This is a genomic window from Streptomyces sp. NPDC002619, from assembly GCF_042889305.1.
Taxonomy (GTDB): Bacteria; Actinomycetota; Actinomycetes; order Streptomycetales; family Streptomycetaceae; genus Streptomyces.
In genome coordinates, this window is sequence record NZ_JBIAQV010000039.1 from 42,259 (window position 1) to 56,248 (window position 13,990).

Sequence of the window (13,990 nt, forward strand, 5' to 3'; positions counted from 1 at the left end):
TTGGGGGCTATCGGCCACGCCAACGGCCGGGGCGCTCCAATGTGGTGACGGCGAAGGCACGAACGCCGCACCAGCCGTGCTGCCGACCCTGCGGGATCGTGTAGATACCGCGGCGGGTCGGGGGATCCGCAAGGCCGACTGCGGTGACATCGGCCCGCAGCGCGCTCGTCAGCACTCCGGGGATCAACGCGATGGCATGACCAGTGGCGACCAGGGCCAGCTTGCCGGGCAGATCGGCCGCGGCGAGGTCGATGCGGGCGCTGACTCCGGCGCGGGCGGCATGCTGGCGCAGGAGCGCCGCAGAGCCGTCGTTGTCCTCGACCCAGGTCTCGTCGGCCAGCGCCTCAATGCGCACCGGCCCGTACCCGGCCCGCGGATGGCCAGCGGGCAGTACGACGACCATCTCGTCCAGCCCGAGGAACCGGCGTTCGGCCCGCGGGTCGACGGCCAGCCCCGGCGGAGCGTCGGTGACGACGGCGATGTCGAGATCGCCGGCGATCACGCGGCCGTGCAACTGTGCGCTCAGACCGGGGAGCAGGCTCCACCGGATGGATCCGGCCTGCCTCAGCAGGCCCCGGACGGCCTCAGGGACGATCCCCGCGGCGAGAGACGGCGTCGCTCCGATGGCCAGGGGCCGATCACCCACCCCGTCGCGAACGTCTCGTACCGCGCGAACGGCGCGGTCGGCCTCGTTGAGCGTGGCCAGGGCATGGCGCCGGAACACCTCACCGGCCGGTGTCGGACGCACACCACGCGCATGGCGCTCCATCAGAGGCACGCCGAGCTGCCGCTCCAGCCCGGCGATCTGCCGGGAGACGGCCGACTGCGTGTGATTCAGCTCGGCTGCCGCCGCCGACAGCGATCCGACCCGGCACACAGTCACGAAGGCCCGCCACACAGTCAGATCCATGGCGGCAGTATGCCCAGTTGGTATGCGGGCCCGGCATGGAGAGCATGCGAAATCTGCGCTTGTCGCATCCATCGAGGTGCACCACTGTGGCGCGCATGACCACACCGCACACAATCGCCGTCCTCGGTCTGGGGCGCATGGGCGGCGCGATCGCGACACGCCTGGCTGCCCAGGACTGGGACGTCGTCGGCTGGACCCGCTCAGGGCGCACATCGAGCACCGTCAAGATGACCGGCGACCCGAACGAGGCCGTGGCGCAGGCCGACCTTGTACTCCTGGCGCTTTTCGACGGCCCGGCCTGCCAGCAAGTCCTCGACGACGTCCGTGACTCACTGCGAACGGACACGATCGTGCTCAACACCAGCACCATCGCCCCCGCCGAAGCATCGAGGCTGGCCCGGCAACTCGGCCCGTCCTACGTCCACGCGCCCCTGCTCGGCTCGGTGCCGGCTGCTGCCGCCGGCACCCTGCAAATCCTCGCCGCCGCAGACCAGAACGCACTCGACCGAGTCCGACCGGTTCTGGAGACGCTGGGCACCGTCCGGCGCGCGGACGACGCCTCCACCGCCGCCGCCCTCAAGCTGATCGCCAACAACAGCCTCGCCGGCGCCGTCCTCGCACTGCGTGACTCACTGCGGCAAGCCGACGCCCTCGGCCTGCCCCGTACCCAGACGCTGGACATCCTCGAACTCGGCCAGCTCGGCGGGCTCGTGGCCCGCAAGCGACACTTCCTCCTCGATGAGCCAACCGCTGCCATGGCCGAATTCACGATCGGCGCGCTGGCCAAGGACATGGCACTGCTGGCCGCCGCGTCGGACACCCCTTTGCGCAGCGCAACGGGCCTGGCCGACACCCCTGCCACCCCCGAGGCCGACATCGCCGTCGCCGCCACGGTCCCCGCCGTGAACGACGCCGTATTCGAACCGCTCCGCGCCTACATCCGCGGACACGCCACCGGCGACCCCACCCACTTCCGCGACGCGTTCCTTCCCACCGCCCACATTGAAGGGATCCGAGACGGCGCATTCGTCTCCTGGCCCTTGGACGAGTACTGCACCCTCTTCCAGGGCCAGCCGGCCCCGGACGCACCGGCCCGCACCCGCCGCATCGACACCATCGACGTCCACGGCACCGTCGCGACCGCCACCATGACGCTCTCGCACGGCGCAGACACGTTCACCGACATCTTCCTGCTGATCCGCGCCGACGACAGCTGGCGCATCGCCAACAAGGCGTATCACCGCCACTCCTGAGATCGGGAACCGATCCCTGTCCCCGGGGAACGATCGCTACGCACACGGGGAACGGTCTTCAGAGCCTCTTGTCGCCGCACGTCAGCCCCACTCGTGAACACCCCTGCGAGCATGCCCCACGCGGCCTGACGGCCGCGACGAGCGATGCGATGTGCGGATGCGGGGCCGGGAAGGCCCCGCGTTCACACTGTGCAGCCCAGACGCAGCGAATCTAGATAATCCGTGAACTACGTTACGGATCATCCATACCGTCACAACCCTTGACTGCTTGGACCATTTACTCACTGAATGCATCAGGTTGACGCCTCGCCAGGCCGGCCTGCTCTGCGGGGTCTGACCCGTGCCACCCGTGCGCACGATCCGCCACCCCGCCTCACCCCGGCCGTCACCCGAAAGTGCGTAACAGCGGCTCACACCAGGCCGCCCGCTCACGTGCGATCAGCCGGGCAGACTCCAGTACCCGCCCCGCATGCAAGGAGCACGGCGGGACGGGCAAAGCGAACTCGACACTTGCTGCCGGGGCATCCAGCACGTGTGGCCTGGATGTCCCGGCGGTTGGCAGGGGTTAGCCGATTCCGGTGACCTGCAGGGCCGTGGTCCAGTTGTTCTTGATGGCGCTGCGGGCGGAGGACAGCGTGATGGCGCCGGCGCAGACGGCGTTCTTCAGCTTCGTCTCGACGCCGTCCTTGGAGTGCGCGGTCTGGGAGCCGGAGTAGGGCTCGGGCCACAGGTTCCCCGTGGCACGGGGCGCGCCGCCGAGTTCGAGGGGGACGAGGTGGTCTTCCTCGTAGTCGGCCATGTTGGTGTCGGAGTAGCCGTAGTCGGTGATGCCCTGGGCCTTGAGGGGGTTGGTGTAGGACGTCGGGGGGCGGACGGTGGCGGTCCAGCCGGACACGCAGATGGTGCTGTGGATGTCCGACTGGGTGACGTCCGAGTTGTAGGCGCCGGGCGTGCAGGAGGAGTCGGGCAGCGGCAGGTAAGCGTGGGAGCAGGTCGAAGCCTGAGCGGTGCCGGCCGAGGCGGCGATCAGACCGGCGGCCGCGAGGGCCAGGGCGCAGGTGGTGGCGGTGAAGCGACGCATGTGGGGTTCTCCCGCAGGGTCGGCCCGGACAGTGGGGTTCCGGGCGGCTGACGGCATGACACCACCGCCCGGGTCTATGCGAGTAGACCCGTTGGGTGAACAAGAAGCGACCTGCGCAATCCTTACCGCTGCGTGACCAAGCTTTTCCGAAGTCCCATGTTTTTCCGCAGAGTTGAGTGACATTCAGACGGTGACCCACAAAGGCAACCGGGCGGGCGAGGTGGCCTCTGTGTGCCTTACCGAGACACCGCCGCACGCTTGGTACACCTGCGGGCGGGTGCGCGTGAACACCTGCTCTCAGGTGCTACTGGGGACTCCAAGGTCGATACCCCTGTCCGGTCTCCCGGCTGTGTACGGAACCGTTGATGATCATGATGGAGTGGTGGGACCAAGCACGGTGGCAGTCGTCGCATACCGCTTTGATCCAGCCTGCCATGGCATCACTGCGTGTTCTGCGATGTCCAGGTGCTCCGCAGAACTCGCAGACGGTCGTGGATTGCTCTTCGGCGGCGGTGACACGAGCTTGTACCTCCGCGCACGCGGCCGAGGTGCCGGTGATCCGGATGCGAGCGGCGCCGAGCTTCTCCTTCAGGTCGTCCACCTGATAGCCCGGGTCAAGGGCGAGGAGTTGTTCATGCAGCCGCAGGAGCAGAGGATGCCAGCCCGGTCCGACCAGGTGCAGCTGGTCTGGCAGCTGTCGTGCAGGGGGACTGTGCCCGCGCGAAGGCTCCTCCGTGGTCATTGTGCGGTTCCGCAGCTACCTCTGATCCCCATGGCGGCCGGGCATGCGGGGCCTGTTACCGGCTGTGGGATTTCCATCCGGGTGGTGGTCGATCCACGACAGGCCGTCCATGTCCAGGCGCTGACGGGTGCGGGTGACGGCTACGTAGGCGAGGCGTGCCTCGCTGTCGTCGATCGGCCCGGGAATGGCGCGTCCGTTGTCGTCTTTCTGGTCGCTGTCCTTCGGTGGGGTGAAGTCGTCGGCGATTCTCACGCGGGCCCATTCGCGTCCCTTGGCCTTGTGCGCGGTTGAGACGGTCACCTCGGCGTGCTGCTCGGGAGCAAGTGAGGCCACGGCCTCGAGAATGGCGTCGGTGCCGTGCTTGTCGACGAGGTCGACCAGGGGTTGCAGGTCGCGTCCGGCCGGATCGTGGGCGGCGTAGTCCTGCAGCTCTCCCCAGGTGGGGAAGAGGAGGAGTTCGGGGTGGGTGGTGCGGCGACCTTCCTTCAGATCTTGGGCGGCCAGGGCAAGGGCGCGCAGGCCGTCTCCTCCCCCGGCCAAAGCAACACGGTGTCCGCCTGCCATCAGGGCCATGGCCTGGGCCATGGCGCCGGCGTTGGTGCGGCACAGGACCGCATCGGGGCAGGCGACAGGGCCGAGTTCGGTGGGCACGGCCGGTGTGCCGGTGAGGCGGATGGGGGCGCCTGCGATGTGCAGCCAGCGGTTGGCTTCGCGGGCGAGGTGGGGGCCGAAGCGGAAGGACTGGGACAGAGCAAGGTGGGTGCCGTCGAAGCCGGTCATGACGTCTTTGGCGCCGCGCCAGTGGTAGATGGCCTGGGCGGAGTCGCCGACCATGACGAGCTGGGCGTGGCTGCGCTGGTTGAGGAAGATCTGTTCGACGACGGGGTTGGTGTCCTGGGCTTCGTCCAGGAGCAGGAAGTCGGCGTCGATGCTGGGCCGGGTGAGGGCCCAGATTTTCAGGTAGTGGTCGTGGTCGAAGCGGACGCAGCCGTCATCGGGGTGTTGGAGGTCCGCCCAGGCTTTGCGGGCGAAGGGCACGATGTGGGCGCCGAGTTCACTGTGCAGTTTTGCGTCTTCGAGACCGCGCAGGTGTGGGACATGGTGGCGGGTGATCGTGTCCTCGGCGGTGTGGCAGAAGCTGGCCACAGTGCGCAAGGTGGTGTTGGAGAGGGCCTTTTGCGAGATCTCGTGGTTGCCGATGCGGATGGCTTTGGTGATGCCGAGAGCGTGTCCGGTCTGCCAGGCCGGGCGGCGGGGGGCGTTCAGGCGGCGGGTGTAGCGGTGACCGACGGCGGCGTAGGCGAGGGCGTGGGCGGTCTTGCACTGGACGGTGCGTGGGAAGCGGGCGGTGGCGTCCTGGGCGATGGCGCGGTTGTAGGCGAGGTAGCGGCCGCGGCGTTTCGTCGTGCGGGCGAGCAGGGCGAGGGTGGTGGTCTTGCCGGTGCCCGCGCCGGCCTGCAGGGCCAGGTGGTCGCCGGCGTGGAAGGCGTCGGCGGCTGCGGTCTGTTCGTCGGTCGGGTTCAAGGGGTGGGTCCTTCGGGGAGCCGGGTGAGCGCGTGCCCGACGGCTGAGAGCAGGTGGGCGGGTGTGGTGTGGGTGAGGAGTCGGCGCAGCTCGCGGTCGAGGCGGTCGGCTTCCTCGTCGGCGTGTTCGGCCAGGGCGCTGTGGAGGGTCCGTTCCACGAAGCGTTCGGGTGTCTGTCCTGCGAGACGGGCTGCGGCCTTGAGAGCGGTGCGCGTGGCCGGCGGGAAGGCGACGTTGAGCAGGACCTTGCCGTGCGCGTCTGGGTAGTAGCTGGTGATCACGTCGATGGGCAGCTGGGTGCTGAGGCGGCGGCGTAGGCGGTGCGCGGCACGGTCGGGGATTTTGGCGCTCATGAGGGCCATCAGGCGGGTGGCGTCGTGATTGGCCGCGAGCGGCCAGGTGCGGGCAGCGTGGTGAAGTTCGTCCGTGGTCAGGGGGCGGGTCAGCATGATCTCGAGGGCGTGGTGCGGCATCGTCACCCGTCCTTGGGATGGCTGGCCGGGGGGTGGGGCAGGTGGGTGCGGATGTGCGCTGCGTGCAGGAGGGGGTCGAAGACCTGCCAGCCGGCCAGGGCGAGATCGGCGGCGCCACGGACGGCGGCGTGCGCGGGGCAGCGCTGGGCGCGCCAGCGTTCCTGCTCGGCGTAGGGCAGGTGGCCAAGGTCGTAGACCGCCATCAATGCGTCGGGCAGGGTCAGTTGGCCGCGTTGGGGGCCGGTGGGCAGCAGTGTCCAGGCTCCGGCCGGGCCGGTGGTGGCAAGGACGGGATGGGGGCAGCGGCGCCGGTGCCGGGTCTGGGCCACGCAGCGGATGTCCTCGAGGGGGCTGTCGGCGAGGTAGCGGGACAGAAGCATCTGCACGACTGGGCGGCCAGGGGCGGAGGCGTCGGCGGCAGGGGCGTCATCGGCGGGCGGTGCGGGGTTGAGGGCGCCGGTGTCGATCAGGCGGCGGGTGCGGAGAGCGAGTTGGCGGCGTACCGCCTCAAGGTGGAGGCCGATCCGGGCCGTGGGGGCGCTGCCGGGGCAGAGCACTACATGTGGGATGCGGCACCAGGCGCTGCCGTCGCCGTGGGGATAGGCGATACCGCCGCTGAGGTGCCAGCGGCAGCAGTCCGGGACCTCTGCTGTAACCACTTCGGCTGGGTGCAGGGCGATGGGGCGCTGGTCGGCGCGCTGGTAGAGGTCGATGCGGTTGCCGCACCGGCGGCAGCGGCCGCTCTGGCCGGCGCGTAGCAGGCGGCTGGGGCTGGCGGCGGCCCCCCGCAGGGGGCGGGGGTGGCGTGTGGGGCGGGGGCTGCTGTCCCAGTGGCAGCCGGTTGAGGCGCGGTTGTTGGGGCACATGCGGGCACCGTGCCAGGCGACGCGCCGGAGTAGCCGACGTGGCGACGGGTCTGTCCTGCGAACGGCCCAACGGGGGCGAACACGCACGCGAGGAGGCGTACAGATATTCGCGGGCTGCTCGCCGGTTCGGATGATTTGCGCGTGGCAGGAGGTGCGGAGAGGCGGGCCTCAGTTGCCCTTTGCTCCAGGCCGAGTGTGGTCATCGCAGAGCGCCCCGAGAAGGTGCTCGATGGGCACGTCGAAGGCGTGGGCGAGGGCGTGCCAGGTGGTGACGCTGCCTGTGGTACGGCCGTGTTCGAGATCGATGAGGGTGCGCCGGGCCAGGCCGCTGCGCTCGGCGAGTTCGTCGAAGGTCCAGCCGCGCTCGTTCCTCAGTCGCGCCAGCGTCACACGCAGGGCGGTGAGGTTGGGGTCGGGCGGCAAGATCGGCACCCCACCATCCGACGGTGCAGACCCCTGCCCTGTCAGTGCAGACTTCTGCACTATCCGCGGGAGCGGGAGTGACATTGCGGTGCGGTTATCTGCACTTCCGTGCGTCCCTCCCGCGTGTCCTCCGAGGGAGGCACCAGGCTCGCGGTGTAGACGGACAGGGAGGTCAACCAGCCGATGAGGCTTGTCGGCGCGCACGCGGCAGTGCGGCGTATCTGGACGGTGGAACTGCGTCCGCGGGCGGGCGGCCCGAGTCTCGTCTGTCGGCACTGCACCGTGCGCACCCCGCCGGTCACGGCCACGTCCGCGCGGTCTGCCGCGCTGGAGCACCTGGCCTGCCACGCCCGCGCCGACGTACTGCCGGGGTATCTGCGGACCTGCCAGTGCCGGGAGCGGGGCTGCTTGTGGCATCCGCGTCACCGCGGCTGCGCCGGCCCAGTGCTGCTCGCCCTCACCCGCGACCGCAGCGGCCGCACCTGGCGGCTGGCCGATGCATGCGCCGCCTGCGTGGCAGCCACCAGCCACACCGCGGCCGTACCGGACACGCTACTCGGCCACCGCCAGCCGCGTCCTTCCGGCCGCCTACCGACTCCGTCACCCAGCAGACCCACACTGGGATCCGCGGAGCGTTTGCGCGTGCGGGAGATGCTCACCTACCTCGCCGCCGCACTCCCCCGGTTCACCTCCCCTGCCGCCCGGCTGCTGGCCCTGCAATGCGCCCTGCGCGTCAACACTCTCGGACATGTCCGGCTGCCTTCGGGCCTGCTGCGCGGCATGCGCCTGTATGGACGGCCAGAACTGTGGCAGGAACTCGCCCACACCAACTGGCTCCAACTGCCCGACCTCAAGTCGGCGCCCGTACAGGTGCGGCTGCTGGATGAAGCGGTCCTGGACCAGGCTCCCGGTGGCAGGGCACGCCGCCGCGCCGCCCACTGGGCTCTGCGGCCGGTGCCCTTGCTCCTGCCGCGCACCGCACCACCCGCGGTACGACTGACCGCACTCGTGCTGGCCGCACACACCTCCGCCCAGGTCCACCACCACGCCGAGATGGACGTCCTCGCCCACCTGAGCGGACACTCCCCCCACCAGACCGCAGAGCTACTCGACCGGCTGACGACCACCCGCGCCCTAACCGCCTGGCACCACCACCGGGACACCGACGAAGTCCTGTGGCAACTCCCTCACGAGCGACCACCGACCCACTCTGCAGTACATCCCAGACAGCACCACGTGCACCGGCCCTGAAGCTCAGCTCGAGCCAAAGACATCGCTCAAGAGACACAACACACGTCACTCACCCGTACTATCTCTATGCCGGGCAATTCACAGCAGTGACCGCCGCTGCCTTCAAACGCCGGCCCGGGAACACACGCGCTGGGGCTTTCTCCCTGCGCCGCAGACCTGGCAGACCAAGCCAGGAAGACCGAGAAAGGTCAACACCATGTCGGGGAGCACAACGACAACCACCGAGCTGACGTCGCAGTACACCGCTCAGGTGACCAGCGACCTCGAACGCAATGCCAAGGAGCAGGAACGCATCAGCGCAGACATCGCCGCACTGCAGGAGCAGCTGGCCGCCCTGCAGCATGACCACTCCGTGCTGGTCAACGTGCAGCAGGCTCTTGGCGTTTCACCCACGCCGGTGCAGCCCGCGGCCGCCCCGGACAGCACCGCCGTGCCCGCTCCCCGCACGAAGAACGCTGGTGAGCCCGGCGCCGGCAAGCGGACGCGGGCGGAGAAGACCGACGCCGCACAGGACCGGACGGCAGCCAAGAAGTCCGACGTCAAGAAGCCCGTGGGCAAGGCCTCAGCCGCGAAGGCGTCCCAGCCCACGCTGGTCGAACTCATCCGCAGCCACCTCACCGAGCAGAGCGAACCGATCTCCGCAGCGCAGGTTGCCACGGCACTCGACACGGCCCACCCCGAGCGCGGCGTCAAGACCACCGTCGTGCGCACCACCCTCGAAAACCTCGTAGCCAAGAGCCAGGCCCAGCGCACCAAGCAGGGCGCCTCCGTCTACTACACCGCCCCCAACGCGGCCGAGCAGACGACTGCACCTGTCCAGGACGAGGCGCAGTCCGAGCAGGCCGAGTAAAACCAGGCGGCACGCTGCCGCTGCCGCGGCAGCCGGCCCGGCGTACATACGGCTGGACAAGTGCGGCAGGCGGTGCCAACCGGCTGATTGCTGAATCGATCCCGTCCTGGCCGAAGTGCGCGGCCCTGCGCAACGCGCGCCGGATGCCTTCACGGCCGACTCGAACGACCAGCTGGCCAGTGCAGAGTTGGCCGGGCAAGAAATCGGCAGCGGCTGGTCCTTGATGCCGGGGTCGTGACCCGGCCGCGGACGGCTACAGCGGCAAGACCGAGCAGGGTGGGCATGCCGACACGGGAGGCCATTTCGGTCGACAGCGGCAATCTGGGCTTGGCGAGTTGACATCGTCCTGGTGTCTATCACTGACAACGGCATCAAGCTCCCGCATGGATCACTTTTCTCCTTGCGCACGCTCACGCTGTGGGCGGCGTGACCGCGAAGATCGATCCCGTGGTGGATCCCGCGTACACCACGCCGTGCAGCACCGCAGGTTCCGGGTGCAAGCTATGGTAAGTCGCGACGCTCGTGTTCGGGTCGCGTCGTGTGGCGCTGCGCCACACGGTCTCGCCCGTTGTGGCGTCGAGACAGGTGATCCGCCCGTCACTCGCCAAGCTGTACAGCCGGCCGCCGGCAAGCACCGGACGCGCGGGAGACTCGCCTCCCGTTTCTACGCTCCAGTTCCGCTGGCCCGTGCGTAGGTCGTACGAGGCCAGCGCGCCGTCCGCCCGGCTGAGGTAGAGCGTGTTGCCCTGCACGCGGGCAGGGCCTTCTGGGGCGCCCCGGAGGGGAGGACGTTCCGTGCTTCCATCCGCCCTGGTGACGCGGGTAACGCTCTGCCCATCGCGCAGGAAGGACACTGTGTTGCTGTCGGCCGTGAGCGGCTTACCGGGGTCCTCGTCGAATGTGGCGAGAACCTTCGTGGTGCGCATCGTGGCGGCATCAAGGACAGCGACGGACGTGATGAAGCCTTCTTCCCCGTACTTCAGCAGATACAGCGCGCCGTCATCGCCACCGAAGACGGCGCAGAGCTCGTCGGCGGGAAAAGTTCTGGACACGACCAGTCTTCCCGTTCGTGCGTCCCGGCGGTCGATCCGGCCGTTTCCGTGCACAGGCGGGGTAACCGTTGTGACCGTGGACTCTTGAAGGCTGAAACTTGGCGCTACCGCCCGGGTTGACCACAGCTGGTCACCAGTCTTGACGTCGAAGCCTATGAGCCCTTCCTTGCCCTGATCATCGCCCCGGGTGTCGTCGATCAGGACCGTGTCTCCGATGAACCCCACGACCGAGCCCGCCTGTACGGACAGGCCTGTGTACGGCTGGCTCCACAGGACCCGTCCGGAGGCGACATCGACCCGTTCGGCCACCACACCGACCTCCGTGCACACAAGAACCTCCCCGGTACCGGCACAGGAGGGGAGGTCGCCGTCGCCGTCGCGGCGCGTGGCGACGGTCGGCTTCCTCTCCCACAAGCCCCATCCCTTCGGCCGCAGAGCCGCCACTGGTTCGATGGCGGGAGCAGCTCGTGTCGACGAGGCGTGGGCTGAGGTCGATGCTGAGCTCTTGGCATCGCCATGGGCTCCTCCCGGAACCTGTCAAAAGGATCAAGGCAGGTAGATCGTTCTAACGTTGTGCCGGGATCAGTGGGCCGTCTGGTGCCGGCTTGTTGATCCAGGCCGCTTCGGGGAGCTTCGGCGGCTCGGGCGGCTTGCGGACGAAGCGCTCGGGGTGCTTCGCGTAGATGGCCTGGAGGACGTCGGCACGCATCTCGCGGAGCTGTTCGGCGAGGCCGAAGTGCACGTCGTAGGGGGTGTGGAGGCCGATCCCGGAGTGGCGGTGCTCCTCGTTGTACCAGGTGAAGAAGCGGGTGCACCACGCTCGGGCGTCCTCGAGGGAGCCGAAGCGGTCCGGGAAGTCATGCCGGTATTCACGCCGAGAGGGCGATCGAGGCGTTCGCAAAGACCTACAGAGCCAAGTTCCCCAAGGCCGTCGCGAAGATCTCTGACGAGGTCGACGAGCTGTTGGCGTTCTACGATTTCCCGGCCGAGCACTGGATCCACCTGCGGACCACGAACCCAATCGAGTCCACGTTCTCCACGGTCAAGCTCCGCACCAGGGTCACTCGCGGCGCCGGCAGCCCGGCCGCGGCCTTGGCGATGGTGTTCAAGCTCGTCGAGTCCGCCCAGGCCCGCTGGCGGGCGATCACCGGAGCCCATCTGGTCCCGCTCGTCCGCGCCGGCGCATGCTTCGAAAGCGGTCGGCTGGTCGAACGCACCGAGAACCACGCGGCCTGAGGAAAATGCAACGATGACCGTCTTCGGCGCCTTCGGCACGAACGCCGACACGGCCAGGGAACTGTCCAGCCTGCTCGCCGACCGACTCGCCGTGGCCTTCACCGAACGTGAGAGCCACTGCCTCGGCATCTACTTCCTCACCACCCTCGCCGACACCACCCTCCTCCAGATCCAGCCGAACGCCGTCCCTGGAGACCACCATGCCGACGGTCTCTACCAGGACGAATCGTCACCTCGACCACCACCGCCGATCCCCTCGACCACGAGCTCGCAGCGGTCGAACGGCTCAAGGGCTCAACAGGCCCGCATCATCTCGAAGTTGGAACAGGCGCCATGAGATGATCATCCTGTGGCAGATGTGATCTTCTTCGATCTGGACGGCACCCTGGTCGATCATCGAAGCGCGGTCTTGGAAGCGATCGGCCAGATCGTCCGGGCCGCGCCGAACGCGACGGCTCCACCAGAGGAGCTGGTGACGTTGTGGTGGACGCTGGAGGGGCGGCACATGCGGGAATACCTGGCTGGTCAGTGCTCCTTCGCTGAGCACCACCGACGCAGGCTCCGTTCCTTCCTGCCCATGCTCGGCGAGCCGGTTCCTGAAAGTCCCGGCCTTCTGGACATCTGGATCACCGAGCGCTACCTCACCGTGTTCGAGGAGTCCTGGCGGTGCTATCTCGATGTCCGGCCATGCCTGGAGACCCTGAAACGGCTTCCCAGAGGACCGCGTCTGGCTGTTCTCACCAACGGGGACCCCGAGCAGCAACGCGCCAAACTCGCCCGCTTCGGCCTCCTCGAGTACTTCGAAGCCGTCCTGACCCCGACCGAGCTCGGTGCGGCCAAGCCCGTCGCCTACGCCACCGCCTGCCGGCGGATGCGGACGGACCCCGCGCAGGCGGTCAACGTGGGCGACATGCTGGAGAGCGACGTGAACGCAGCCGCCCTCGCCGGGCTCACCGGTATCTGGCTGGACCGCGGCATCGACTTCGTCACCGGAGGACCATCGCCAACGGCAGATGAGACGGTCCTCCGCATCGAACAGCTCACCGACCTCCCCGAGCACCTCTCACGCACGAACGCCTGACCGGCCCTCACGGCCGTCGTAAGTGAGCGACCCGACGGCACCGACCACGCCAGCCACACGGAACAGGGCAGCATGATCAGCCGCTACATCGTCTGGCGAAACAAGCACGCCCAGGACGAGCACCTACGCGGGGTCGCCAACAGCGCGACCGTTGCCTGATGTGGCACGAGACCGGCGAGGGCCGACTGCTGGTTGGAGACCCCTGGACGCTGTGTCGCACGCAGTCCCACTGTGCGAAGAACGACTGATGCGAAAGAGGGACCGGTGGGCAACGCCAATATCAACGCCGAGCCCGTCGACACGGATGACGCCCGGGAACTGCTGGAGGAATATCAGCAGGAGCTCTTCCAACGCTGGAGTGGTCCGCTGCTGCACGATCAAACCGAGGCACCGGCGGCAGGCACGGGACTGGTCCCACCCGGCGGGCTGCTCCTTCTGGCGAGGGTCAACGGCAGCCCGGCGGGCTGCGTTGGCATCCGGGCGCTGTCCCCAGGCGTCGGCGAGATCAAGCGCATGTTCGTGCGCCCTGCGTTCCGCGGCCAAGGGATCGGCCGGAGCCTGCTGACTGCCGTCGAAGCTGAGGCCCGCAAGTTTGGCCACACCCGGCTACGGCTGGACACCATGGAGGAACTCATCGAAGCCCGGGGCCTCTACGCCGCCTCCGGGTACATCGAAATTGCCCCGTACACCACGAACCCCTACATCCGGCACTGGCTCGAGAAGACCCTCTGAGTACACGCCTGTCGCGCCAGATCTGCTGCTACGACAAACGACACGAGCCGCATCCAGCCGCAGCAGGAAATCTGATCCACAGGAATTGACAATGACTCCACCTGCGGGTCAGGGGTCCCGTGGTCATCCCTGCTGGCCACCCGGGCACTACTCCTTCTCCGCCCTCGACTCAATGAATCATCCAGTATGCCTGACTCGATCTACTTTGACAGAGAGGGGTCCAACCGTGGACACGCGCCCCGGCCCAATGGAGGAGCACCGACGAAAGTGCCGCTGACGCACCGACGGAACGGGCGGCGTCGTGATCACGACGCCGCCCGTTCCGTGTTGTCAATCGTCGCGGTGGCCGGGCAGCTCCGGGTGGTGGTCCGCAGGAAGAAGGCAGCCCAGGCACAAGCTGCCCGCGCCTCTACACCCGTTTTGAACCGTTCCGGGTTCGGTAGGGACTCGATCGTTTGAGAGGATCGAGTTATGGCACGTCCTTCCCAGTACCCGCTTGAGCTGCGCCGTCGTGCG

At 68.4% G+C, this 13,990-nt stretch carries 14 protein-coding genes and 3 pseudogenes; 8 read left to right on the forward strand and 9 right to left on the reverse strand.

Translation table 11 applies throughout. The annotated features are described in order from the left end of the window. Positions 1-7: 7 nt before the first annotated feature. Positions 8-910, reverse strand: a complete 903-nt coding sequence (locus ACFYXB_RS36495) for a LysR family transcriptional regulator (protein WP_389589324.1) — start codon at positions 908-910, stop codon at positions 8-10. Between the two features lie 95 nt (positions 911-1,005). On the opposite strand from ACFYXB_RS36495, the gene ACFYXB_RS36500 reads away from it, so the two are divergent. Further along, on the forward strand, positions 1,006-2,163 hold the full coding sequence (locus ACFYXB_RS36500; RefSeq protein ID WP_389589325.1) for a nuclear transport factor 2 family protein: 1,158 nt from the start codon (positions 1,006-1,008) through the stop codon (positions 2,161-2,163). 565 nt (positions 2,164-2,728) lie between these two features. Here ACFYXB_RS36500 and ACFYXB_RS36505 read toward each other — a convergent pair. From ACFYXB_RS36505 to ACFYXB_RS36530, 6 genes are all read right to left on the reverse strand, one after another. Further along, the gene (locus tag ACFYXB_RS36505) at positions 2,729-3,244 is read right to left on the reverse strand and encodes a hypothetical protein (protein ID WP_389589326.1); all 516 of its coding nucleotides are present in this window, start codon (positions 3,242-3,244) and stop codon (positions 2,729-2,731) included. Between the two features lie 304 nt (positions 3,245-3,548). Then, on the reverse strand, positions 3,549-3,986 hold the full coding sequence (locus ACFYXB_RS36510; RefSeq protein ID WP_389589327.1) for a hypothetical protein: 438 nt from the start codon (positions 3,984-3,986) through the stop codon (positions 3,549-3,551). 15 nt (positions 3,987-4,001) lie between these two features. Next, positions 4,002-5,510: a UvrD-helicase domain-containing protein gene (locus tag ACFYXB_RS36515; protein WP_389589328.1), complete on the reverse strand. Its 1,509-nt coding sequence runs from the start codon at positions 5,508-5,510 to the stop codon at positions 4,002-4,004. Beyond that, positions 5,507-5,983 carry a hypothetical protein gene (locus ACFYXB_RS36520; RefSeq protein ID WP_389589329.1) on the reverse strand — a complete coding sequence of 159 codons (477 nt, stop codon included), beginning with the start codon at positions 5,981-5,983 and terminating at the stop codon, positions 5,507-5,509. Before ACFYXB_RS36520 ends, ACFYXB_RS36515 begins: the two co-directional genes overlap by 4 nt. 2 nt (positions 5,984-5,985) lie before the next feature. Next, positions 5,986-6,849 carry a DUF6083 domain-containing protein gene (locus ACFYXB_RS36525; protein ID WP_389589330.1) on the reverse strand — a complete coding sequence of 288 codons (864 nt, stop codon included), beginning with the start codon at positions 6,847-6,849 and terminating at the stop codon, positions 5,986-5,988. A 168-nt stretch (positions 6,850-7,017) separates the two neighbouring features. Then, on the reverse strand, positions 7,018-7,281 hold the full coding sequence (locus ACFYXB_RS36530; protein WP_389589331.1) for a helix-turn-helix transcriptional regulator: 264 nt from the start codon (positions 7,279-7,281) through the stop codon (positions 7,018-7,020). 174 nt (positions 7,282-7,455) lie between these two features. Here ACFYXB_RS36530 and ACFYXB_RS36535 point away from each other — a divergent pair, with 174 nt between their 5' ends. Together ACFYXB_RS36535 and ACFYXB_RS36540 are read left to right on the forward strand one after the other, a co-directional pair. Then, positions 7,456-8,523, forward strand: a complete 1,068-nt coding sequence (locus ACFYXB_RS36535; RefSeq protein WP_389589332.1) for a hypothetical protein — start codon at positions 7,456-7,458, stop codon at positions 8,521-8,523. Between the two features lie 196 nt (positions 8,524-8,719). Further along, complete coding sequence (locus ACFYXB_RS36540) at positions 8,720-9,373, forward strand: hypothetical protein (RefSeq protein WP_389589333.1); 654 nt, start codon at positions 8,720-8,722, stop codon at positions 9,371-9,373. 410 nt (positions 9,374-9,783) lie between these two features. On the opposite strand, the gene ACFYXB_RS36545 is transcribed toward ACFYXB_RS36540, so the two are convergent. Then, positions 9,784-10,869 (reverse strand): PQQ-binding-like beta-propeller repeat protein, encoded by a 1,086-nt coding sequence (locus ACFYXB_RS36545; protein ID WP_389589334.1) that lies wholly within the window; start codon positions 10,867-10,869, stop codon positions 9,784-9,786. 121 nt (positions 10,870-10,990) lie between these two features. Then, positions 10,991-11,296 (reverse strand): annotated as a pseudogene (locus ACFYXB_RS36550) (integrase core domain-containing protein); the annotation flags it as partial. Between the two features lie 2 nt (positions 11,297-11,298). Here ACFYXB_RS36550 and ACFYXB_RS36555 point away from each other — a divergent pair. The 5 genes and pseudogenes from ACFYXB_RS36555 to ACFYXB_RS36575 all read left to right on the forward strand — a co-directional run. Continuing rightward, a pseudogene (locus ACFYXB_RS36555) lies at positions 11,299-11,661 on the forward strand (transposase); the annotation flags it as partial. A 13-nt stretch (positions 11,662-11,674) separates the two neighbouring features. Then, positions 11,675-11,998, forward strand: coding sequence for a hypothetical protein (locus tag ACFYXB_RS36560; RefSeq protein ID WP_389589335.1), 324 nt, complete (start codon positions 11,675-11,677; stop codon positions 11,996-11,998). 12 nt (positions 11,999-12,010) lie between these two features. Further along, positions 12,011-12,742: an HAD family hydrolase gene (locus tag ACFYXB_RS36565; protein ID WP_389589336.1), complete on the forward strand. Its 732-nt coding sequence runs from the start codon at positions 12,011-12,013 to the stop codon at positions 12,740-12,742. A 33-nt stretch (positions 12,743-12,775) separates the two neighbouring features. Next, positions 12,776-12,901, forward strand: a pseudogene (locus tag ACFYXB_RS36570) (IS630 family transposase); the annotation flags it as partial. 105 nt (positions 12,902-13,006) lie between these two features. Further along, entirely contained in the window at positions 13,007-13,474 is a 468-nt protein-coding gene (locus ACFYXB_RS36575; protein ID WP_389589337.1) for a GNAT family N-acetyltransferase, read from the forward strand. Positions 13,475-13,990 lie beyond the last annotated feature (516 nt).

Coding starts and splice junctions, on each gene's coding strand:
- ACFYXB_RS36520 (WP_389589329.1), bottom strand. CDS start 5,983: ATGCCGCACCACGCCCTCGAGATCATGCTGACCCGCCCCCTGACCACG.
- ACFYXB_RS36535 (WP_389589332.1), top strand. CDS start 7,456: ATGAGGCTTGTCGGCGCGCACGCGGCAGTGCGGCGTATCTGGACGGTG.
- ACFYXB_RS36525 (WP_389589330.1), bottom strand. CDS start 6,849: ATGTGCCCCAACAACCGCGCCTCAACCGGCTGCCACTGGGACAGCAGC.
- ACFYXB_RS36510 (WP_389589327.1), bottom strand. CDS start 3,986: ATGACCACGGAGGAGCCTTCGCGCGGGCACAGTCCCCCTGCACGACAG.
- ACFYXB_RS36540 (WP_389589333.1), top strand. CDS start 8,720: ATGTCGGGGAGCACAACGACAACCACCGAGCTGACGTCGCAGTACACC.
- ACFYXB_RS36505 (WP_389589326.1), bottom strand. CDS start 3,244: ATGCGTCGCTTCACCGCCACCACCTGCGCCCTGGCCCTCGCGGCCGCC.
- ACFYXB_RS36560 (WP_389589335.1), top strand. CDS start 11,675: ATGACCGTCTTCGGCGCCTTCGGCACGAACGCCGACACGGCCAGGGAA.
- ACFYXB_RS36500 (WP_389589325.1), top strand. CDS start 1,006: ATGACCACACCGCACACAATCGCCGTCCTCGGTCTGGGGCGCATGGGC.
- ACFYXB_RS36495 (WP_389589324.1), bottom strand. CDS start 910: ATGGATCTGACTGTGTGGCGGGCCTTCGTGACTGTGTGCCGGGTCGGA.